The following is a 20,665-nucleotide window of genomic DNA, read 5'->3' as shown; positions in this document are numbered from 1 at the left end:
GATGATGACCCGGATGATGTTCCGCTTGGCCCCCTCGAAGCTGATCGCCGGCGGCCTGGCCCTGGCCGCGCTCGGCGCCGGCCCCGCCTTCGCCGCCAAGGATGCCGTGATGGCGGTGTATTCCACCTTCACCACGCTCGACCCGTACGACGCGAACGACACGCTGTCGCAGGCCGCCAGCAAGTCCTTCTACCAGGGCCTGTTCGGCTTCGACAAGGACATGAAGCTGGTCAACGTGCTGGCCGAAAGCTATGAAGCCAGCAAGGACGGCCTGACCTACACCATCAAGCTCAAGAAGGGCGTGAAGTTCCACGACGGCACCACCTTCGACGCCGCCGCCGTCAAGGCCAACTTCGACCGCGTCACCAACCCGGCCAACAAGCTCAAGCGCTACACGCTGTTCAACCGCGTGGCCAGGACCGACGTGGTGGACGCCAGCACCGTCAAGGTCACGCTGAAAGAGCCGTTCTCGCCGTTCATCAACGTGCTGGCCCATCCGTCGGCGGTGATGATCTCGCCGGCCGCGCTGCAGAAGTACGGCAAGGACATCGCGTTCCACCCGGTCGGCACCGGCCCGTTCGAGTTCGTCGAGTGGAAGCAGCCCGATCACCTCAAGGGCAAGAAGTTCGCCGGCTTCTGGAAGACCGGCTACCCGAAGATCGACACCATCACCTGGAAGCCGGTGGTGGACAACAACACGCGCGCGGCCATCATGCAGACCGGCGAAGCGGACTTCGCCTTCAGCATCCCGTTCGAGCAGGCCGCCGTGCTCAAGGGCAATCCCAAGGTGGACCTGATCGACGCGCCGTCGATCATCCAGCGCTACCTGAGCCTGAACACCACGGTCAAGCCGTTCAACGACCCCAAGGTGCGCCAGGCCATCAACTACGCCATCAACAAGGACGCGCTGGCCAAGGTGGCCTTCGCCGGCTACGCCACGCCTTCCGACGGCGTGGTGCCCGCGGGCGTGGACTATGCCGAGAAGCTGGGCCCGTGGCCGTACGACCCGGCCAAGGCGCGCGCGCTGCTCAAGGAAGCCGGCTACCCGAACGGCTTCGAGACCACGCTGTGGTCGGCCTACAACCACACCACCGCGCAGAAGGTGATCCAGTTCGTGCAGCAGCAGCTGCAGCAGGTCGGCATCAAGGCGCAGGTGCAGGCGCTCGAAGCCGGCCAGCGCGTGGAGAAGGTCGAGAGCGTGCAGAAGCCCGAAGACGCCGGCGTGCGCATGTACTACGTGGGCTGGTCGTCCTCGACCGGCGAGTCGGACTGGGCGCTGCGCCCGCTGCTGGCCTCCGAGTCGATGCCGCCCAAGCTGCTCAACACCGCGTACTACAAGAACGACCAGGTCGACGCCGACATCGCCAACGCGCTGCGCACCACCGACCGCGCCGAGAAGGCCCGCCTGTACAAGGACGCGCAGCAGCAGATCTGGAAGGACGCGCCGTGGGCCTTCCTGGTGACGGAGAAGGTGCTGTTCGCGCGCGCCAAGCGCCTGAGCGGCGCCTACGTGATGCCCGACGGCTCGTTCAACTTCGACGAGATCGACATCAAGCAATAAGGGCTGCGGGCTGCCGGGCGCAGGCGGCCCGGCCCGGCGGCAGGCGGTACCAAGCAGTACCAAGCAGTACCAAGCAGTACCAGGCAGTACCCGCAGGCAGTACGGCGCAGCAAGCCGTGCATGACCGCCCGCCCGCGGATGCGGGGGCAGGGCGGGCGGCCCGCGGTCTTTTTCTTTCCGGTGCATCATGCTGAATTATTTTCTCAAACGATTCCTGGGCGTGATTCCCACACTGCTGATCGTGGCGGTGCTGGTCTTCATGTTCGTCCACCTGCTGCCCGGCGATCCCGCCCGGCTCGCGGCCGGCCCCGAGGCCGACCAGGCCACGGTGGAGCTGGTGCGCCGCGACCTCGGCCTGGACAAGCCGCTGCCCGAGCAGTTCGCGCAGTTCTTCTCGAACGCGCTGCGCTGGGAATTCGGCAACTCGCTGCGCACCAAGCGCCCGGTCGGCGAGGAGATCGGCGACCGCTTCATGCCCACGCTGTACCTGACGCTGGCCTCGATGGTGTGGGCGGTGGTCTTCGGCATGGCGATCGGCGTGACCTCCGCGGTGTGGCGCAACCGCTGGCCCGACCGCCTCGGCATGACGCTGGCGGTGTCCGGCATCTCGTTCCCGGCCTTCGCCCTGGGCATGCTGCTGATGGAAGTGTTCTCGGTGCAGCTGGGCTGGCTGCCGTCGATCGGCGCCGATTCCTGGAAGCACTACATCCTGCCCTCGCTCACGCTGGGCGCCGCGGTGGCCGCCGTGATGGCCCGCTTCACGCGCGCGTCCTTCGTCGAGGTGCTGCAGGAAGATTTCGTGCGCACCGCGCGCGCCAAGGGCGTGGGCGAGCTGCTGGTGGTGGCCAAGCACTGCCTGCGCAACGCCATGATTCCCGTGGTCACCATGATGGGCCTGCAGTTCGGCTTCCTGCTGGGCGGCTCGATCGTGGTCGAGAAGGTCTTCAACTGGCCCGGCCTCGGCCGCCTGCTGGTGGACGCCGTGGAGATGCGCGACTACCCGGTCATCCAGGCCGAGGTGCTGCTGTTCTCGCTCGAGTTCATCCTGATCAACCTGGTGGTCGACGTGCTGTACACCGTCATCAACCCCGCCATCCGCTACAAGTAAGGAGAGGCCGGCATGACCCAGCTTTCCACGTCCGCCGGCGGCAACGCCGCCGCGCCCGCCGCCGCGCCGGAAGCGGTGCGCACGCCCTGGACCGAGTTCTGGCGCAAATTCCGCAAGCAGCACCTGGCGCTGGGCGCCGGCGTGTTCGTGCTGCTGCTGGTGGCGGTGGCGGTCTTCGCGCCGTACCTGGTGCCCTACGACCCCGAGAACTTCTTCGACTACGACGCGCTCAACGCCGGCCCCTCGGCCGCGCACTGGTTCGGCGTGGACTCGCTCGGGCGCGACATCTTCAGCCGCATCCTGGCCGGCACCCGCATCTCGCTGGCGGCGGGCTTCTTCTCCGTCATCATCGGCGCCATCGTCGGCACCGTGCTGGGCCTGCTGGCCGGCTACTACGAAGGCTGGTGGGACCGCATCGTCAGCCGCATCTCGGACGTGCTGTTCGCGTTTCCCGGCATCCTGCTGGCGATCGGCATCGTCGCCATCCTCGGCAACGGCATGACCAACGTGATCTTCGCCGTGGCCATCTTCAGCATCCCCGCGTTCGCGCGCCTGGTGCGCGGCAACACGCTGATGCTCAAGCGCCTGACCTACGTGGAGGCCGCGCGCAGCATCGGCGCGTCCGACTGGACCATCCTGATGCGGCACATCCTGCCGGGCACGATCTCGTCCATCGTGGTGTATTTCTCGATGCGCATCGGCACCTCGATCATCACCGCCGCCAGCCTCTCGTTCCTCGGCCTGGGCGCGCAGCCGCCCACGCCCGAGTGGGGCGCCATGCTCAACGAGGCGCGCGCCGACATGGTCACGGCGCCGCACGTGGCGATCTTCCCCAGCCTGGCGATCTTCCTCACGGTGCTCGCCTTCAACCTGCTCGGCGACGGCCTGCGCGACGCGCTCGACCCGAAGATCGACCGCCGCTGAGCGCGAGCCGCACATGCGCCAGGAACCGATCCACGAGCTGACCCACATCGGCGCGCTGCCGGCCGGCGCGCGCGGCACCATCGCCGACGTGCCCGGCGTGACCGTGGGCCACTGCACGCTGGCGCGCGGCGCGTGCCAGACCGGCGTGACGGTGGTGCTGCCGCACGCCGGCAACCTGTTCGCCGACAAGGTGCCGGCCGCCGCCACCGTGCTCAACGGCTTCGGCAAGAGCGTGGGGCTGGTGCAGGTGGAAGAGCTCGGCGTGCTGGAGACGCCGATCGCGCTCACCAACACCTTCGCCGTGGGCGCGCTGGCGCAGGCGCAGATCCGCCAGGCCATCGCCGCCAACCCGGAGATCGGCCGCGCCTGGCCGACCGTCAACCCGCTGGTGTTCGAGTGCAACGACGGCTATCTCAACGACATCCAGGCCATGCCGGTGCGGGAGGCGCACTACGCGCAGGCCTGCGCGGCGGCGGCCGCGGATTTCGCGCAGGGCGCGGTGGGGGCGGGGCGCGGCATGTCCTCGTTCGGGCTCAAGGGCGGCATCGGCTCGGCCTCGCGCCGGGCGGGCGCATACCACGTGGGCGCGCTGGTGCAATCCAACTTCGGCGTGCTGCCCAACCTCACCGTGGCCGGCGCGCGCCTGGGCGGCAGGCTGGCCGCGCGCCTGCAGGCGCGGGCGCACGCCGAAGCGCAGGCCGGGCCGGAGAAGGGCTCGATCATCATGATCGTCGCCACCGACGCCCCGCTCGACGCGCGCCAGCTGCGCCGCCTGTCGCTGCGCGCCGGCGCCGGGCTGGCCCGCACCGGCTCGGTGTTCGGCCACGGCTCGGGCGACATCGCGCTGGCGTTCTCCACCGCCTGCACCGTGCCGCAGCAGGCCGACGCGCCCATGCCGGCGCTGGCCATGCTGCACGAGAGCCGGCTCGACGCGCTGTTCCAGGCCGCCGCCGACAGCGTCGAGCAGGCCATCCTCAACGCGCTGTGGCGGGCCGAAAGCGTGAGCGGCCGCGACGGCCACCGCCGCATCGCGCTGCGCGAGCTGATGCCCGAACTGCCACAATGGCTGGCGCGCCACGCGGCGCCCGCCGACTGATCCCGGAGCGCGATGAAGATCCTGATTTCCACCGACATCGAAGGCGTCGCCGGCGTCTTCCACGCCGAGCAGGCCCGCGCCGGCAACGGCGAATACGAGCGCGCGCGCGCCTGGATGACCGCCGAGGCCAACGCCGCGGTGCAGGGCGCCTTCGCCGGCGGCGCCACCGAAGTGCTGGTCAACGACTCGCACGGCGGCTTTCGCAACCTGCTGCCCGACCAGCTCGACCCGCGCGCGCGCCTGGTGCTGGGCAAGCCGCGCTATCTCGGCATGATGGCCGGCGTGGAAGGCTGCGACGGCGTGTTCATGGTCGGCTACCACGGCCGCGCGCAGAGCCGCGGCATCCTGGCCCACACCATCAACAGCAGCGCCTTCGCCCGCGTCTGGCTGGGCGGGCAGGAGATGGGCGAGGCCGGCTTGTATGGCGCGCTGGCCGGCGAGTTCGGCGTGCCGGTGCTGATGGCCAGCGGCGACGACGTGTTCGTCGAAGAGACGCGGCCGCTCATGCCGTGGGTGCGCTACGTGCGGACCAAGCAAGCCGGCGGCCACGGCAGCGGCACCACGCTGTCGCCGGCGGCCGCGCGCGAGGCCATCGCCGCCGCCGCCGGGCAGGCCGTGCGCGAGGCCGGCGGACAGCCGCTGCGCATTCCCGGCCCGGTGCGGTGCCGCCTGCAGGCGCACAGCCCCGCCTATGCCGACCTGTTCTGCCAGTGGCCCGCGCTCGAGCGCGTGGACGGCGTCACGCTGGTGTTCGACGCCGCCTCGGTGCAGGCGGCGGTGCGCATGCTCAACTGCCTGTCGGCGATGTCGTTCATGCTCAGGTAGGCGCGCCGGCCGGCGCGGCCGCGATTGGAGGACAATAGCGGCCTGGCCGCGGCAAGGATGCCGCGGCCAGGCTGTCCTGCATTCACTCATCGTGCCGCGCGCGGCGGCCATCACGCGCAGATTCATGACCGCAGTCAACGGCGAAAGCTGGACCCCAGTACGCAAGGATTTCGTCGACCCCGCCACGCGCTGCCACCAGCACGTGGGGCGCGCGCGCCATCACGGCTTCGGCAACGGGCAGGCCTACATCCTGCGCGACGCGCACGGCCACGAGCACCCGTTCGGCGAGGCCTGCGCGCGCGCCGTGCTGGCCGAGCCGGCCGGGCTCGACCTGGTGCCCGACTACACCGAGCGCGACGCCGGCCCCGCCGCCGCCGTGCCCGCGGCCACGCCGCCGTCGGCCGAGGAATTCGAGCTGACCGCCCCGGCCCCGCTCCGCGCGCGCCGCGCCGGCGTCCGCCGCGATGCCTCCGCCGACGCCGCCCGGCGCCGCGCCGACGCCATCCGCTACCTGGTGCTGCGCATGGAGAAGGTGGCCGGCGTGCCGCGCGTGCAGCCCACGGTGCGCTTCCCGGCGCTGGAGGAGGTCTACCAGGACTACCTGCGCAGCGGCGACCTGCCCGAGGCGCAGGTGCGGCGCATCCTCGCCATCGAGCGCAGCGCCACCACGCCGGCCAAGCTCAAGAGCCTCAATCTGCTCGACGTCTACACCGCCCACGTCAAGCTCGAACGCGCCATCCGCGAATCCAGCCGGCTGGAGCAGCAGCGCTTCCTGCGCAGCCTCCACGACTGGCTCGCGCGCCACCTGGTGCTGTCCGCCGCGCAGCTTGCCGCGGCGGGCATCGAGATGCATCCGCATGCGTTCCGCTCGCCGCTGCTGCGCGAGGCCGGCGCGGACAAGGCGGGCGCGGGCCGGGGCTGAGCCGCGTCGGGCCTCCGGGAAGGCCCGATGGCAATAGCCGCCCGGTTGGCGTCTAATACCGGCACCTCCACTGCTCGCCAGGCGCGAAATACGCTGTCATGTCCGTGCATACCGGCTTTTCCCGCAGCTACGCCGAAGCCCGGCGGAAATTTCTCGACGCGGCGCGCGCCGCCGGCGCCACGCTGGCCGGTTTCCCGCACCCGACCATGCGCGGCAGCGCCGGCGAGGAGCTGGCCATCGACGTGGCCTGGGCCGGCGCCGCCGAGGCCCGGCGCGTGCTACTGGTGACGTCGGGCGTGCACGGCGTGGAGGGCTTCTGCGGCTCCGGCGCGCAGGTCGCGCTGCTCGGCGACGCGGACCTGCGCGCGGCGTGCGCCGGGGCCGGCGTGGCGCTGATGCTGGTGCACGCGGTCAATCCCTACGGCTTTTCGCATCTGCGGCGCGTCAACGAGGACAACGTCGACCTCAACCGCAATTTCATGGATTTCACCCGGCCCCTGCCCGAGAACGCGCCCTACGCGCAGATCGCGCCGCTGCTGCTGCCCGCGCAGTGGCCGCCCTCGGAGGCCGACCAGGCGGCGCTGATGCGGTCGGTGATGGCGAAAGGCCTGCCGTGGTACCAGGCGGCCGTCAGCGCGGGCCAGTACCACGCGCCGGACGGCTTGTTCTTCGGCGGCGGCAAGGCCACCTGGAGCAACTACACGCTGCGCCGCATCCTGGCCCGCTACGGCGCCGGGCGCGAGGCGCTGCGCTGGCTGGACATCCATACCGGCCTGGGCCCGCGCGGCTACGGCGAGCCCATCTACATGGGCCCGGACGCGGCCGCGCCGGTCGCCCGCGCGCGCGCCATCTGGGGCAGCCACGTCACCTCCATCCACGACGGCTCGTCGGCCTCGGCCAACCTCACGGGCATGGCCTGGCAGGCGGTGCCGCAGACGCTGCCCGCGGTGGACTACAGCGGCATCGCGCTGGAGTTCGGCACCTTGCCCGTGACCGAGGTGCTCGAGGCGCTGCGCGGCGACCACTGGCTGCACCTGCATCCCGAGGCCGACGAAGGCCAGCGCGAGCTGATCCACCAGGCGATGTGGCGCGCGTTCTATGGCGACGCCGATGACTGGCGCGAAGGCGTGGTCGAGCAGGTGCGCGAGGCCGCGGGCAGGGCGCTGGCCGGCTGGTAGCTGGCAGCGGCCGGCGGGCAGGCAAGGAAACCGCCGCGCGGCGGCGCTGCATCCGGCGCTTGCCGTATACAATCCGGCACAGCCAAATTCGCCGGTGCCGCCGGCTTTCCCGCTCATGCCGAATCCAACCCGGGCCTTCCTGCTCGGTCCGCTGCTCAAGGGCGTATCGCGCTCTTTCTATCTCACGCTGCGCATCCTCCCCGCGGGCATGCGCGATCCGATCGGGCTGGCCTATCTGCTCGCGCGCGCGGCCGACACCATCGCCGACACCTCGCTGATCCCGCCGGCGCAGCGGCTGGCCCTGCTGCTGTCGTTCCGCGACCAGGTCAACGGCGCCGCCGGCGACGCGGCGCTGATGCGCCGCATGGCGCAGGAGGTCGGCGCGCAGCAACAGCAGTCCGACGAAAAGGTCCTGCTCGAATCGCTCGGCCCCGCGCTGGCGATCCTGCCGCAGTTGAGCGAGTCTGACCGCGAGGCCGTGCGCGGCATCGTCTCGACGCTGGCCAGCGGCATGGAATTCGACCTGCGCACGTTTCCCGACGAAGCCTCCGGCCGCCTCGTCGCGCTGCGCACGCTGGACGAGCTGGACCGCTACACCTACCTGGTGGCGGGCTGCGTGGGCGAGTTCTGGACCACCATGACCTATGCGCACATGCCGGGCGTGCTCAAGGCCGGCCCCGACACCATGCTGGCGCTGGGCGTGCGCTTCGGCAAGGCGCTGCAGATGACCAACGTGCTGCGCGACTGCGGCAAGGACCTGCGCATCGGCCGCTGCTACCTGCCGGCGGCGCTGCTGGCGCGCCACGGCCTGGCGCCGCAGGACCTGCTGGCGCCGGCCAGCGCGGCGCGCGCGCGGCCGCTGCTGTTCGAGCTGGTGCATCACGCGCTCGGGCATTTCCGCGCGGCGCTCGACTACACGCTGGCCATTCCCGGCTCGGCCGTGCGGCTGCGGCTGGCCTGCATCTGGCCCATCGTCATCGGGCTGGAGACCTTGCTGCTGCTGGTGGACAACCCGGCGTGGCCGGACCCGGCCAGGATCTCCAAGGTGCGGCGCAAGGCGGTGTACCGGGTGATGGCGTATTCGCTGCCGGCGGTGGCGTCGGACCGGCTGGTGCGGCGCTGGGTCGAGGGGCTGCTGGCGCGCATCGAGGCCAGGATGGCGCCCGCGCGCGCCGGCTGACGGCCGGGCGCCGCCGCTTCACTCGGGCTGCCGGCCGCGCGTCTTCCTCGCGCGCCGGCGCCCGCGTGGTCCGTCAGCCCGGCAGTCCTTCGTAGGTCACCAGGAACACCTGTTCCTCGCCGGCGCTGACCGGCAGCCAGATCAGTTCCAGTTCCGGGAACGCCGCTTCCACGTTGGCGTGCTCGTTGCCGATCTCCACCACCAGCACGCCGCCCGGGTTGAGGCGCGCCTTGGCGCCGGCGATGATCCGCCGCACCACGTCCATGCCGTCGTCGCCGCCGGCCAGCGCGATGCGCGGCTCGGCCAGGTATTCGGCGGGCAGCGCCTGCATCGAGGTCTCGTTGACGTAGGGCGGGTTGGTGAGGATCACGTCGTATTTCGCGCCGGCCGGCAGCGGGGCGTAGAGATCGCCCTGGTACAGGCTGATGCGGTCGGCCATCTTGTAGTCGGCCACGTTGCGGCGCGCGACTTCGAGCGCGTCGGGCGAGATGTCGACCGCGTCGATGCGCGCCTGCGGCCAGACGTGGGCGGCGACGATGGGCAGGCAGCCCGAGCCGGTGCACAGCTCGAGCACCGGGCCGATCTCGGCGATGTCGCCGACCCACGGTTCCAGCCCTTCCTGCAGCAGCTCGCCGAGGAAGCTGCGCGGCACGATCACGCGCGAGTCCACGTAGAAGCGCAGGCCGTGCATGAAGGCTTCGTTGGTGAGGTAGGCGGCGGGCACGCGCTCGCTGACGCGGCGCTCGATGACGTTGAGCACGGCCTCGATTTCCTCGGGCAGCAGGCGGGCGTCGAGGAACGGGTCGAGCGTGTCGAGCGGCAGGTCGAGCGTGTGCAGGACCAGGTAGGCGGCTTCGTCGTAGGCGTTGGCGCTGCCGTGGCCGAACGACAGCCTGGCCCTGGTGAAGCGCGAGACGGCCAGGCGCAGCAGGTCGCGCACGGTTTGCAGGGGGGAGGGCGTTGCCATTGCGGTGGTCCTAGTGTTTCTGCGTTCAGTCGATCGGGCGTTCAGCCGATCAGGCGATCAATCGTTCCAGCACGCCGCGGTAGACATTCTTGAGCGGCTCGACGAAGCGCACTTCGACGTGCTCGTCGATCTTGTGGATGCTGGCGTTGGGTGGGCCGAACTCGATGACCTGCGGGCAGATCCTGGCGATGAAGCGGCCGTCGGAGGTGCCGCCGGTGGTGGAGAGCTCGGTCCTGACGCCGGTCTCGGCCTCGATGGCGCCGGCCAGCGCTTCGGACAGCTCGCCGCGCGCGGTCAGGAACGGTTCGCCGCCGAGGGTCCAGGCCAGCTCGTAGTCGAGGCCGTGGCGGTCGAGGATGGCATGCACGCGCGCCTTCAGGCCCTCGGGCGTGCTGGCGGTGGAGAAGCGGAAGTTGAAGTCGACCGTGACGTGGCCCGGGATCACGTTGGTGGCGCCGGTGCCGCCGTGGATGTTCGACATCTGCCAGCTGGTGGCGGGGAAGTATTCGTTGCCTTCGTCCCAGCGTTCGCCCACCAGTTCGGCCAGCGCGGGCGCGGCCAGGTGGATCGGGTTCTTCGCCAGGTGCGGGTAGGCGATGTGGCCCTGCACGCCCTTGACGGTGAGCTTGCCCGAGAGCGAGCCGCGGCGGCCGTTCTTGACCATGTCGCCGAGCGTGTCGACCGAGGTCGGCTCGCCGATCACGCAGTAGTCCAGGCGCTCGCCGCGCGCCTTGAGCGCCTCGACCACCTTGACGGTGCCGTCGTGCGCGGGGCCTTCCTCGTCGCTGGTGATGAGGAAGGCGATCGAGCCGGCGTGGTCCGGGTGCTGCCGCACGAACTCTTCCGACGCCACCACGAAGCCGGCGATCGAGGTCTTCATGTCGGCCGCGCCGCGGCCGTACAGCTTGCCGTCGCGGTGGCTGGGCTGGAACGGGTCGGAGCCCCATTGCTCGAGCGGGCCGGTGGGCACCACGTCGGTGTGGCCGGCGAAGGCCAGCAGCTTGCCGTCCTTGCCCTGCGTGCCGCGCCTGACGGCCCACAGGTTGGTGACGCGGAAGTCGTCGGGGCCGCTGACGATCCACTCGCATTCGAAGCCGATGGCCTTGAGGCGGGTTTCGAGCACGGCCTGGCAGCCTTCGTCGGCGGGCGTGACGGAGCGGCGGCGGATCAGGTCTTCGGTGAGGGCGAGGGTCGGATTCATGGTGGCGTGTGCGCGGCCTCGGGGCCGGCGCTGCAGTACAGGGGGTTGGGCGGGGAGTTTACGCTTTCCGGGGGCGGTGGCCGATGTTCTTGCGTTGGGTGGTGCCGGCGGGCGCACCCCGGGAGCCGCCGGCACGCAACCTGCCGCCAGCCCCGCAAGAACGTCAGAACAACCCGGCGTAACCATCCGCCGAAAAACCGACGGAAATCTTCCCGCCGCGGTCGAGCACCGGCCGCTTGATCAGCGACGGGCTCTGCTGCATCAGCGCGATCGCGCCCGCTTCGCTCTCGGCGCGGGCCTTGTCGGCGTCCGACAGCGCGCGGTACGTGGTGCCCTTGCGGTTGAGCAGCGTGGCCAGCGGCACATGCTTGAGCCAGCCGCGCAGCAGCGTTTCGTCCACGCCTTGCTTCTTGAAGTCGTGGAAGGTGTAGGCCACGCCGTTGGCGTCGAGCCAGGTGCGGGCCTTCTTGACGGTGTCGCAGTTGGGAATGCCGTAGAGCAGGACGGTCATGGTGTGCGGTGCGCCTTGTCGGCGCTTAGCGGAACAGCAGGTTCAGGGCGACGACCAGCGCGCCCAGGCCCAGCGCCACGCCGGCCATCGCCACGCTGGTCATCAGGCGCAGGCGGCGGTCCAGCCGCGCGGCTTCCTTGCGCAGCGCCTCGATGGTGATGGCGTGCTGCTCGGCCAGCAGCTTGACCGCTTCGGCCTGCTGCACGGCGGCGGCTTCGAGCTCGGCGATGCGGGCGGCGGCGGAACCGTCGCGCGCTTCGATGGATTCGGGTCCGGCGTTCTCCGGCGCGCCGTCCTTGCGCCGGCCTTTCTTGATCTTCTCGATGGTCTTGTTGGCCTGCTCGAGAATGGTCGGCAGAAGGGACAGCACGGTGCTGACGGTGGCGGGATCCAGGGCCATGAGTCGCTTGCGGAGGGAGGGCATCGGTCTGACGGCGGGGCGGCGGCGGGAATTTTCCCGCCGCCGCCCCGGGCAAGGCGCGATCAGTCGCCGCGCAGCAGGTCGTTCAGGCTGGTCTTGGCGCGGGTCTGCGCGTCCACCTTCTTGACGATCACGGCGCAGTACAGGCTGTACTTGCCGTCCTTGGAGGGCAGGTTGCCGGCCACCACCACCGAGCCCGCCGGCACGCGGCCGTAGTGGACCTCGCCGGTTTCGCGGTCGTAGATCTTGGTCGACTGGCCGAGATACACGCCCATCGAGATCACCGAATTCTCCTCGATGATGACGCCCTCGACCACTTCCGAGCGCGCGCCGATGAAGCAGTTGTCCTCGATGATGACCGGGTTGGCCTGCAGCGGCTCGAGCACGCCGCCGATGCCGACGCCGCCGGACAGGTGGACGTTCTTGCCGATCTGCGCGCACGAGCCGACGGTGGCCCAGGTGTCGACCATCGTGCCTTCGTCGACGTAGGCGCCGATGTTGACGTAGGAGGGCATCAGCACCGCGTTCCTGGCGATGAACGAGCCGCGGCGGGCCACGGCCGGGGGCACCACGCGGAAGCCACCCTTGGCAAAGTCGTCGGCGCTCCAGCCGGCGAACTTGGTCGGCACCTTGTCGTAGAACTGGGCGAAGCCGCCGGCGCTCATCGGCGCGTTGTCTTCCAGGCGGAACGACAGCAGCACGGCCTTCTTGATCCACTGGTTGACGACCCAGTCGCGGCCTTGCTTCTCGGCCACGCGCAGCGCGCCGGCGTCGAGCTGGCCGATCACGTTGGCCACGGCTTCGCGGATGTCGTTGGGAGCCGACTTGGGCGAGAGGCTGGCGCGGTCTTCCCATGCCTGGTCGATCAGGGCTTGCAGTGCTTGCGTCATATGCGTGTTTTCAGTGGTTGATCGTTGTCTACGGTGAAATCCGGGGGCGCGGCGTTCAGCCGAGCGAGCGGCAGAAGGCGACGATGCGGCGCGCGCCTTCCAGGCATTCCTCGGGCGTGGCCACCAGCGCCATGCGCACGCGGTTGGCGCCGGGATTGACGCCGCCGGCCTCGCGCGCCAGGTAGCTGCCGGGCAGCACGGTGACGTTCTGCTCGGCCAGCAGGCGGGTGGCGAACTCGGTGTCGCTCAGGCCGGTGCGCGAGACGTCGGCCCACAGGTAGAAGCCGGCGTCGGGCAGGGCCACGTCCAGCACCTCGGCCAGCATCGGCGTGACCTCGGCGAACTTGCGCACGTAGGCGGCGCGGTTGTCGCGCACGTGGGCCTCGTCGTTCCAGGCCGCCACGCTGGCGGCCTGCACCGCCGGGTTCATGGCGCCGCCGTGATAGGTACGGTATAGCAGGAATTTCTTCAGCAGGGCGGCGTCGCCGGCCACGAAGCCCGAGCGCAGGCCCGGCACGTTGGAGCGCTTGGACAGGCTGGAGAACATCACCAGCCGCTCGAACGGATGCGCGCCTTCGGCGCGGCCCAGCTCGCGCGCGGCTTCGAGCGCGCCCAGCGGCGGCTCGCCTTCCTTGAAATAGATTTCCGAATAGCACTCGTCGGAGGCGATCACGAAACCGTGGCGGTCCGACAGCGCGAACAGTTCGCGCCAGTCGTCGAGCGACAGCACCGCGCCGGTCGGGTTGCCGGGCGAGCACACGTAGACCAGTTGCACGCGGGCCCAGGTCTCGGCCGGAATGCGGTCGAAGGCCGGGGCGAAGTTGCGCGCCGGGTCGCTGTTGGCGAACACCGGGGTGGCGCCGGCCAGCAGCGCCGCGCCTTCGTAGATCTGGTAGAACGGGTTCGGGCACAGCACCAGCGCGCCGGGGCGGCTGGCGTCGACCACGGTCTGGGCGAACGCGAACAGCGCCTCGCGCGAGCCGGTCACGGGCAGCACCTCGGTGGCCGGGTTGACCGCGGGCAGGCCGTAGCGGCGCTGGAGCCACGCGGCGATGCACTGCCGCAGGGCGTCGGAACCGGCCGTCGTGGGATAATTCGCCAGCCCGCCGAGCGCGTCCGCCAGCGCCTGCTTGATGAACGCGGGCGTGGGATGCTTGGGTTCGCCGATACCGAAACTGATCGCGGGCAACGCGGCGTTCGGCTTCACGTTGGCCACCAGCACGCGCAGTTTCTCGAACGGGTAGGGCTGGAGCAGGTCGAGTCGGGGGTTCACGGTCAGGTTCGGGCCGCCAGGGCCAAGGCTCAAAGCCGGACATTATAGAGGATTGGCGGGCGTTCCCGCGCGCGGGGCGCGGGCCTGGCGGGCTTTTCCGGCCGGCCCGCCCAAGTGGCCGCGGCCCGTTCCCTCCCGCATTTTCCCTGCCGTTTTTCCTTTGCCATCATCGACCGGCCGCCATGCCGGCGGTCTTTTCCGCGTTCATGCGTAACCTGCCCGCCGCATCTGTCCCTGTTTCCATTAGGGCGGGCGCCGGGCCGCGTTCAGTGCAGCACGGCCCGCGACACCAGCGCCACCAGCGGCTTGCGGATGGCGCGCTCGACACCGGCGTGCAGGTCCAGCGGGCGCAGCAGCATCTTCACCGTCATCTCGATCGGCAGGTTGCGACGGATCACCGCGCTGACGCGGGAATTGAGCCGGCGCACGTCCTTCTGCGGAATGTCCTCGGTGCCGCGCTCGATGCGCAGCACGTTGCGCAGCGCGATCTCCGCGTCCTCGTTCTTGATTTCCAGCAGGCGGCGCACCAGCGCGCCCAGCACGCGCCAGCGGCCGAGCCGCTCGACGCCGTTGAAGGTGTTGAAGTAGCGGTAGAAATGCTTGTAGTGGCGCACCTCGTCGTTGGCGATGCGGCGCGTCAGGTCGCGCAGCACGGGCTCGTCGCTGGCCTGCTCGAGCGAGCGGTAGAGCGCCGCGGTGCCGGTCTCGACCACGCAGCGCGCGGCCATCTCCAGCGCTTCGGAGGGCTCGAAGTTGTCGACCGAGCAGGTGTGGCGGTATTCCTCGAAGAAGCGCGCGTAGCCGCGCTCCCAGTCGAATTCGGGCCACACGTGCTCGACATAGCGCCGCAGCGCCAGGCCGTGCTGCAGCTCCTCGGCTTCCCAGTGCTCGGCCAGCCAGCCGGAGGCTTCCGGGTTGGCGGCGTAGTAGGTGGCGAGGTTGCCGGCGTAGGTGTCGGAGCCGCTCTCGACAAAGGAGGCGGACACCAGCAGGTAGAACAGTTCGCGGTCCGGGCGCACGCGCGCCACGTCGATGGCGGCGAAGTCGATCTCGCCGATGGACCAGGGCATCCGTTTTCTTGCATCGCCGGCGGCGGGGCCGGTCACGCTTTCGTCTGAGTTCGCCGGAATAGAGGCGGTCATGCTGAACACTCCCAGGAGAAGCGCGGAGCAGGGCTCCGCGTTGGGCCGGAGACGCCGTCTGCGTCACCTGCCCGCCGGACAGGGGTTGACTGCAATGGGGCTGACTGCAACGGGGGCTGACTAGTGGGCTGACTGCAATGGGCATCAGGGATCACGCTGACAAGGGAGAGACTAGCACTAACCCTCGGAAGTTTCCCGCCGGTTCCGCGCCGTGCGTTGCCGCCACGCACGGGCGGCCCGCGCCGGGCGCGCGATGTCTGCTCTGAGTGTAGGGCGCGGACCGCACAAAGTGAATCGGAAGGGGTGCAAAGCCGCCGGGGAAACGGCCTCTTCCGCGGCGCCGAAAGGTCGCTGAAAGGTCCCTGAAAGCGCCCGGGCGCGGAAGGGGCGATGGTATGATTAGCGCCAACTATCGGGCACAAGAGCCCGGCGCGCGCCCCAATGCGGCCCGCGCCGCCCGCCTCTGCGCTGGCCCGGCCTCCCTGAACGCTGCAATACCCTAGATACCCCACGACCAACCGTGCGACTGTCCTCGATCAAACTGGCGGGCTTCAAGTCCTTCGTCGATCCCACCAATTTTCAAGTGCCCGGCCAGCTGGTCGGCATCGTCGGTCCCAACGGCTGCGGCAAATCGAACATCATCGATGCGGTGCGCTGGGTGCTGGGCGAGTCACGCGCTTCCGAGCTGCGCGGCGAGTCCATGCAGGACGTCATCTTCAACGGCTCGACCGCCCGCAAGCAGGCCGGGCGCGCCAGCGTGGAGCTGGTGTTCGACAATCCCGACGGCCGCGCCGCCGGGCAATGGAGCCAGTACGCCGAGATCGCCGTCAAGCGCGTGCTCACGCGCGACGGCACCTCCTCGTACTACATCAACAACCAGGCGGTGCGCCGGCGCGACATCCAGGACATCTTCCTGGGCACCGGCCTGGGCCCGCGCGCCTACGCCATCATCGGGCAGGGCATGATCTCGCGCATCATCGAGGCCAAGCCCGATGACATGCGCATCTTCCTCGAGGAAGCCGCCGGCGTGTCCAAGTACAAGGAACGCCGCCGCGAGACCGAGAACCGCCTGTCCGACACCCGCGAGAACCTGACCCGCGTCGAGGACATCCTGCGCGAGCTCGGCGCCAACCTCGAGAAGCTCGAAGGCCAGGCCGAGGTGGCCCAGCGCTTCAAGACCCTGCAGGCCGACGGCGAGGAAAAGCAGCACCTGCTGTGGCTGCTGCGCAAGCGCGAGGCGCAGGCCGAGCAGGAACGCCACCAGCGCGCCATCGAGCAGGCCCAGATCGACCTCGAGGCGCAGACCGCGCAGTTGCGCCACGTCGAGGCCGAGCTCGAAACCATGCGCGCCGCGCATTACGCGGCATCCGACAATATGCACAGCGCGCAGGGCGCGTTGTACGAGGCCAACGGCGAAGTCAGCAAGCTCGAGGCCGAGATCCGCTACGTGGTCGAGTCGCGCAACCGCGTGCAGGCGCAGATCGCCGCGCTCACCGCGCAGCGCGAGCAGTGGCAGGGCAAGTCCGAGCAGGCCACCGACGACCTCGCGCGGGCCGAGGAAGAGCTCGCCGTGGCCGAGGGCCGCACGGTGGAGGCGCAGGAAGCCGTGGCGCACAAGACCGACGAGCTGCCCACGCTGGAAGCCCAGTGGCGCGACGCCCAGGCGCTGTCCAACGAGCAGCGCGCCAGCATCATGCAGGCCGAGCAGGCGCTCAAGCTCGAAGCCGCGCAGCAGCGCAGCGCCGACCAGATGCTGCAGCAGCTCGAGCAGCGCCGCGAGCGCCTGTCCGGCGAGGAAAAGGGTCTCGACCGCCCCGACGAAATCCGTCTTGAAGAACTGCGTGCCGAGCTGGCCGAGCAGGAAGCCGTGCAGGAAGAAACGCAGGCGATCCTGGCCGACGCCGAGGAAAGCGTGCCGCGCCTGGACGGCGAGCGCCGCGCCGCGCAGGAGCGCGTGCAGGGCGAGGCCGCCGCCATCGCCGCGCTGGAAGCGCGCCTGTCCGCGCTCAAGCAGTTGCAGGAAAGCGTGCAGACCGAAGGCAAGGTGCAGCCGTGGCTGGAAAAGCACGGCCTGGCCGAGCTGCCGCGCCTGTGGAAGAAGCTCCATATCGAGCCGGGCTGGGAAAACGCGCTGGAATCCGTGCTGCGCGAGAAGCTCGCCGCGCTCGAAGTCTCCAACCTGGACTGGATCCAGTCCTTCCTGTCCGACGCGCCGCCCGCCAAGCTGGCCTTCTATTCGCCGCCGCCGGCCGCGCGCCCGCAGGACACCCCGGCCGGCCTGCGCCCGCTGATGGCGCTGGTGCAGATCACCGAGCCCGGCATCCGCGCCGTGATGCAGGACTGGCTGGCCGACATCTACACCGCCACCGACATGGCCCAGGCGATGGCCGCGCGCGCCACGCTGCCCGAGGGCGCCAGCTTCGTGGTGGCCGAAGGGCACCTGGTGGGGCGCAACGCGGTGCAGTTGTACGCCGCCGATTCCGAGCAGGCCGGCATGCTGGCGCGCGAGCAGGAGATCGAGAACCTGCAGAAGCAGGCGCGCGCGCAGATGCTGCTGTCCGACGAGGCCAGGAGCCAGTCGGTGCGCGCCGACGCGGCCTACACGCACGCCAGCGCGCTGCTGATCGACGCGCGCAGCCGCAGCGAGCAGGCCACGCGCCGCGTGCACGCGCTGCAGATGGACGTGCTCAAGCTGTCGCAGGCGATGGAGCGCTACGCCGCGCGCAGCGGCCAGATCCGCGAGGAACTGGAAGAAATCCGCGCGCAGATCGAGGAGCAGCGCGCCATCCGCGCCGAATCCGAAGCCAGCTTCGAGCAGCACGACGCCGCGCTGGCCGAGATGCAGGCCACCCACGAAGACCACCAGATGGCCTTCGAGGCGCTCGACAGCAAGCTGTCGTCGGCGCGCCACCAGCTGCGCGATTTCGAGCGCGCCGCGCAGGAAGCGCTGTTCGCCGAGCGCAACCTGGCCAGCCGCATCGAGGAGCTGCGCCGCAACATCCAGACCGCCGCCGACCAGTCCGAGCGGCTCGAGCAGTCGCTCGAGGACGCGCGCGCCGAACTCGAGACCATCAACGAGCAGACCGCCCACACCGGCCTGCAGGAAGCGCTGGAGCGCCGCGCCGAGAAGGAGGAGAAGCTCCAGGCCGCGCGCACCGAGCTCGACGCGCTGTCGGCGCAACTGCGCCAGTTCGACGACCAGCGCCTGGCCGCCGAGCGCAGCCTGCAGCCGCTGCGCGACCGCATCACCGAGTACCAGCTCAAGGAACAGGCCGCGCGCCTGAACCAGGAGCAGTTCACCGAGCAGCTGACCACCGCCGAGGTCGACGAGGCCGTGCTGGCCGAGAAGCTCACGCCGGACCTCAAGCCGTCCTACCTGCAAGGCGAGGTCACGCGCCTGAACAACGCCATCAACGCGCTCGGGCCCGTCAACATGGCCGCGCTCGACGAACTGGCCGCGGCGCGCGAGCGCAAGACCTTCCTCGACGCGCAGTCGGCCGACCTGGTCGACGCCATCACCACGCTGGAAGACGCGATCCACAAGATCGACCAGGAAACGCGGGCCATGCTGCAAGGCACCTTCGACCAGGTCAACCACCACTTCGGCGAGCTGTTCCCGTCGCTGTTCGGCGGCGGCCAGGCCAAGCTCATCATGACCGGCGACGAAATCCTCGACGCCGGCGTGCAGGTGATGGCGCAGCCCCCGGGCAAGAAGAACTCCACCATCCACCTGCTCTCGGGCGGCGAGAAGGCGCTCACCGCGATCGCGCTGGTGTTCGCCATGTTCCAGCTCAACCCGGCGCCGTTCTGCCTGCTCGACGAGGTGGACGCGCCGCTGGACGACGCCAACACGGAGCGCTACGCCAACATGGTGGCGCGCATGTCCGACAAGACCCAGTTTGTCTTCATTTCCCACAACAAGATCGCAATGGAAATGGCACACCAGTTGATCGGCGTGACGATGCAGGAACAAGGCGTGTCGCGCATCGTCGCGGTCGACATGGACGCAGCGATCTCGATGGCGGAGGCAGCATGACGCTACAGACCGCCCTCATCGTCGCAGGCATCGTCCTGCTGCTGCTGGTCGTGGCCTACAACCAGTGGCAGATCCGCAAGGCGCGCCGCCCGCGCGCGCTGCAGCCCGAAGACGATCTGCCGCCGATGCGCGAGCCGGTGGTCAGCCCGGCGGTGACGCCCGAAGTCCACGCCAGGCTGCACGAGCCGGCCGCCGACCGCCAGCCCGAGCGGCGCGAGCCCACGCTGTCGGCCTCGCCGCTGGACGCGGCCTCGGTGGCCGCCGGCATGGCGGCCGCCTCGGCGGGTTCCGCCGACGCCGACCAGAGCCTGGCGGACGAAGTCGCGCTGGCCGCCTCGCCTGCCGCCGGCAAGGCTGCCCGGCACAAGCCGGCCGATGCCACGGATGCCGCCCATGCTGCCGAGGCGCAGCGCGAGACCGCGGACGCGGAACAATCGGCCGGGCATGCCGAAGATGCCGGCGCCGCCGAATCGCATGCGCAAGCCCATGCCGAGGCACATGCGCAAGCCGGCGCGCAGGCCGGCAGCGCGCGCGCGCCGCTCCAGCCCGAGCCGCTGGTGCCCGAAGGCCAGCCCGCGCCGGCCGTGATCGATCCGCTGATCGACTGCATCGTGCCGCTGCACCTGGAGCGCAAGCAGTCCGGCGACCGCATCCTGCCGCTGACCGGCCGCCTGCGCCGCGCCGGGACCAAGCAGGTGCACCTCGAAGGCCTGCGCGCCGAGGCCAACGCCTGGGAAGCCGTCACCGCCGGCCACCAGTACGAAGACCTGCAGGTGGCGGTGCAACTGGCCAACCGCGGCGGCGCGCTCAACGCGCTGGAATTCTCCGAGTTCGTCAACGCGGTGGAAGCGCTGGCCGAGTCGCTCGACGCCTCCGCCGAGCTGCCCGACATGAGCGAGACCGTGGCCAACGGCCGCGAGCTCGATGCCTTCGCCGCCGGCTGCGACGTGCAGCTCGGCGTCAATGTGATTTCCGACGGCGCGCCGTGGTCGGCCGCCTACGTGCAGACCGTGGCCACCCAGGACGGCCTGGTGCTGTCGCGCGACGGCACCCGCTTCACGCGCTACCAGGCGGGCGCGGACGGCGTGCAGCGCGCGCTGTTCACGCTGCAGTTCGGCGACACCAACTTCCTGCGCGACGATCTCACGGCCAAGGCCGGGCGCCAGATCACGCTGCTGCTCGACGTGCCGTCCGCGGCACAGGCCACCAAGCCGTTCAAGACCGTGTGCGAATACGGCTACAGCCTGGCGCAGCGCATGGGCGCACAATTGGTGGACGACAACATGCGGCCGCTGAGCGAGGCCTCCTTCGTCGCCATCTTCGGCCAGTTGCAGGCGCTCTACGACAAGCTCGACGCGCGCGGCATGCCGGCCGGCTCGCCGGTGGCGCTGCGCCTGTTCAGCCTGTGATATTTGCCCGCTGATCGGCAG

The 20,665-nt window shown here is 70.2% G+C and carries 17 protein-coding genes; 10 read left to right on the top strand and 7 right to left on the bottom strand.

Annotated elements, in window-relative coordinates:
* The first annotated feature begins 1 nt into the window (after nucleotide 1).
* From gsiB to KF708C_RS18170, 8 genes are all read left to right on the top strand, one after another.
* A complete protein-coding gene (gene gsiB, locus KF708C_RS18205; protein ID WP_020204577.1) occupies nucleotides 2–1,561 on the top strand; it encodes a glutathione ABC transporter substrate-binding protein GsiB in 1,560 nt (519 codons plus the stop codon).
* Between the two features lie 187 nt (nucleotides 1,562–1,748).
* A complete protein-coding gene (gene gsiC / locus KF708C_RS18200; protein WP_059412830.1) occupies nucleotides 1,749–2,669 on the top strand; it encodes a glutathione ABC transporter permease GsiC in 921 nt (306 codons plus the stop codon).
* Between the two features lie 12 nt (nucleotides 2,670–2,681).
* A complete protein-coding gene (gsiD, locus tag KF708C_RS18195; RefSeq protein WP_059412829.1) occupies nucleotides 2,682–3,593 on the top strand; it encodes a glutathione ABC transporter permease GsiD in 912 nt (303 codons plus the stop codon).
* Nucleotides 3,594–3,606: 13 nt separating this feature from the next.
* The gene (locus KF708C_RS18190) at nucleotides 3,607–4,689 is read left to right on the top strand and encodes a DmpA family aminopeptidase (RefSeq protein ID WP_059412828.1); all 1,083 of its coding nucleotides are present in this window, start codon (nucleotides 3,607–3,609) and stop codon (nucleotides 4,687–4,689) included.
* 12 nt (nucleotides 4,690–4,701) lie between these two features.
* The gene (locus KF708C_RS18185; RefSeq protein ID WP_059412827.1) at nucleotides 4,702–5,514 is read left to right on the top strand and encodes a M55 family metallopeptidase; all 813 of its coding nucleotides are present in this window, start codon (nucleotides 4,702–4,704) and stop codon (nucleotides 5,512–5,514) included.
* A gap of 124 nt (nucleotides 5,515–5,638) precedes the next feature.
* Nucleotides 5,639–6,436, top strand: a complete 798-nt coding sequence (locus KF708C_RS18180; RefSeq protein WP_059412851.1) for a hypothetical protein — start codon at nucleotides 5,639–5,641, stop codon at nucleotides 6,434–6,436.
* A gap of 98 nt (nucleotides 6,437–6,534) precedes the next feature.
* Entirely contained in the window at nucleotides 6,535–7,614 is a 1,080-nt protein-coding gene (locus tag KF708C_RS18175; RefSeq protein ID WP_020204571.1) for a M14 family metallopeptidase, read from the top strand.
* A gap of 115 nt (nucleotides 7,615–7,729) precedes the next feature.
* Nucleotides 7,730–8,794 carry a phytoene/squalene synthase family protein gene (locus KF708C_RS18170; protein ID WP_059412826.1) on the top strand — a complete coding sequence of 355 codons (1,065 nt, stop codon included), beginning with the start codon at nucleotides 7,730–7,732 and terminating at the stop codon, nucleotides 8,792–8,794.
* Between the two features lie 73 nt (nucleotides 8,795–8,867).
* Here the strand turns inward: KF708C_RS18170 and prmB are convergent, their stop codons facing one another.
* From prmB to KF708C_RS18135, 7 genes are all read right to left on the bottom strand, one after another.
* The gene (gene prmB, locus KF708C_RS18165; protein ID WP_020204569.1) at nucleotides 8,868–9,761 is read right to left on the bottom strand and encodes a 50S ribosomal protein L3 N(5)-glutamine methyltransferase; all 894 of its coding nucleotides are present in this window, start codon (nucleotides 9,759–9,761) and stop codon (nucleotides 8,868–8,870) included.
* Nucleotides 9,762–9,810: 49 nt separating this feature from the next.
* Nucleotides 9,811–10,962, bottom strand: a complete 1,152-nt coding sequence (dapE, locus tag KF708C_RS18160) for a succinyl-diaminopimelate desuccinylase (protein ID WP_020204568.1) — start codon at nucleotides 10,960–10,962, stop codon at nucleotides 9,811–9,813.
* A gap of 163 nt (nucleotides 10,963–11,125) precedes the next feature.
* Nucleotides 11,126–11,473, bottom strand: coding sequence for an arsenate reductase (locus tag KF708C_RS18155; protein WP_020204567.1), 348 nt, complete (start codon nucleotides 11,471–11,473; stop codon nucleotides 11,126–11,128).
* Between the two features lie 25 nt (nucleotides 11,474–11,498).
* The gene (locus tag KF708C_RS18150; protein WP_020204566.1) at nucleotides 11,499–11,873 is read right to left on the bottom strand and encodes a hypothetical protein; all 375 of its coding nucleotides are present in this window, start codon (nucleotides 11,871–11,873) and stop codon (nucleotides 11,499–11,501) included.
* Between the two features lie 83 nt (nucleotides 11,874–11,956).
* Nucleotides 11,957–12,784 carry a 2,3,4,5-tetrahydropyridine-2,6-dicarboxylate N-succinyltransferase gene (gene dapD / locus KF708C_RS18145; RefSeq protein WP_059412825.1) on the bottom strand — a complete coding sequence of 276 codons (828 nt, stop codon included), beginning with the start codon at nucleotides 12,782–12,784 and terminating at the stop codon, nucleotides 11,957–11,959.
* Between the two features lie 55 nt (nucleotides 12,785–12,839).
* Complete coding sequence (gene dapC, locus KF708C_RS18140) at nucleotides 12,840–14,057, bottom strand: succinyldiaminopimelate transaminase (protein WP_059412824.1); 1,218 nt, start codon at nucleotides 14,055–14,057, stop codon at nucleotides 12,840–12,842.
* 266 nt (nucleotides 14,058–14,323) lie between these two features.
* A complete protein-coding gene (locus KF708C_RS18135) occupies nucleotides 14,324–15,127 on the bottom strand; it encodes a ferritin-like domain-containing protein (protein ID WP_020204563.1) in 804 nt (267 codons plus the stop codon).
* A 592-nt stretch (nucleotides 15,128–15,719) separates the two neighbouring features.
* Between KF708C_RS18135 and smc the strand changes: the two genes are divergently transcribed.
* Both smc and KF708C_RS18125 read left to right on the top strand, forming a co-directional pair.
* On the top strand, nucleotides 15,720–19,235 hold the full coding sequence (gene smc, locus KF708C_RS18130; protein WP_020204562.1) for a chromosome segregation protein SMC: 3,516 nt from the start codon (nucleotides 15,720–15,722) through the stop codon (nucleotides 19,233–19,235).
* On the top strand, nucleotides 19,232–20,644 hold the full coding sequence (locus KF708C_RS18125; protein WP_059412823.1) for a cell division protein ZipA C-terminal FtsZ-binding domain-containing protein: 1,413 nt from the start codon (nucleotides 19,232–19,234) through the stop codon (nucleotides 20,642–20,644). Before smc ends, KF708C_RS18125 begins: the two co-directional genes overlap by 4 nt.
* The last annotated feature ends 21 nt before the right edge of the window (nucleotides 20,645–20,665 follow it).

It is taken from the genome of Cupriavidus basilensis (genome assembly GCF_000876015.1).
GTDB classification, from domain to species: Bacteria; Pseudomonadota; Gammaproteobacteria; order Burkholderiales; family Burkholderiaceae; genus Cupriavidus; species Cupriavidus basilensis_B.
The sequence above is the reverse complement of the archived record's forward strand: the minus strand, read 5'-3'. Positions and strand labels throughout refer to the sequence as shown.

Bases quoted from the DNA above. Each gene is read 5' to 3' on its own strand.
- KF708C_RS18135 (WP_020204563.1), bottom strand. From the start codon at position 15,127: ATGCCCTGGTCCATCGGCGAGATCGACTTCGCCGCCATCGACGTGGCG.
- dapD (WP_059412825.1), bottom strand. From the start codon at position 12,784: ATGACGCAAGCACTGCAAGCCCTGATCGACCAGGCATGGGAAGACCGC.
- dapE (WP_020204568.1), bottom strand. From the start codon at position 10,962: ATGAATCCGACCCTCGCCCTCACCGAAGACCTGATCCGCCGCCGCTCC.
- gsiB (WP_020204577.1), top strand. From the start codon at position 2: ATGATGACCCGGATGATGTTCCGCTTGGCCCCCTCGAAGCTGATCGCC.
- KF708C_RS18155 (WP_020204567.1), bottom strand. From the start codon at position 11,473: ATGACCGTCCTGCTCTACGGCATTCCCAACTGCGACACCGTCAAGAAG.
- KF708C_RS18185 (WP_059412827.1), top strand. From the start codon at position 4,702: ATGAAGATCCTGATTTCCACCGACATCGAAGGCGTCGCCGGCGTCTTC.
- KF708C_RS18175 (WP_020204571.1), top strand. From the start codon at position 6,535: ATGTCCGTGCATACCGGCTTTTCCCGCAGCTACGCCGAAGCCCGGCGG.
- KF708C_RS18170 (WP_059412826.1), top strand. From the start codon at position 7,730: ATGCCGAATCCAACCCGGGCCTTCCTGCTCGGTCCGCTGCTCAAGGGC.
- KF708C_RS18150 (WP_020204566.1), bottom strand. From the start codon at position 11,873: ATGGCCCTGGATCCCGCCACCGTCAGCACCGTGCTGTCCCTTCTGCCG.
- gsiC (WP_059412830.1), top strand. From the start codon at position 1,749: ATGCTGAATTATTTTCTCAAACGATTCCTGGGCGTGATTCCCACACTG.
- prmB (WP_020204569.1), bottom strand. From the start codon at position 9,761: ATGGCAACGCCCTCCCCCCTGCAAACCGTGCGCGACCTGCTGCGCCTG.
- KF708C_RS18180 (WP_059412851.1), top strand. From the start codon at position 5,639: ATGACCGCAGTCAACGGCGAAAGCTGGACCCCAGTACGCAAGGATTTC.
- gsiD (WP_059412829.1), top strand. From the start codon at position 2,682: ATGACCCAGCTTTCCACGTCCGCCGGCGGCAACGCCGCCGCGCCCGCC.
- KF708C_RS18125 (WP_059412823.1), top strand. From the start codon at position 19,232: ATGACGCTACAGACCGCCCTCATCGTCGCAGGCATCGTCCTGCTGCTG.
- KF708C_RS18190 (WP_059412828.1), top strand. From the start codon at position 3,607: ATGCGCCAGGAACCGATCCACGAGCTGACCCACATCGGCGCGCTGCCG.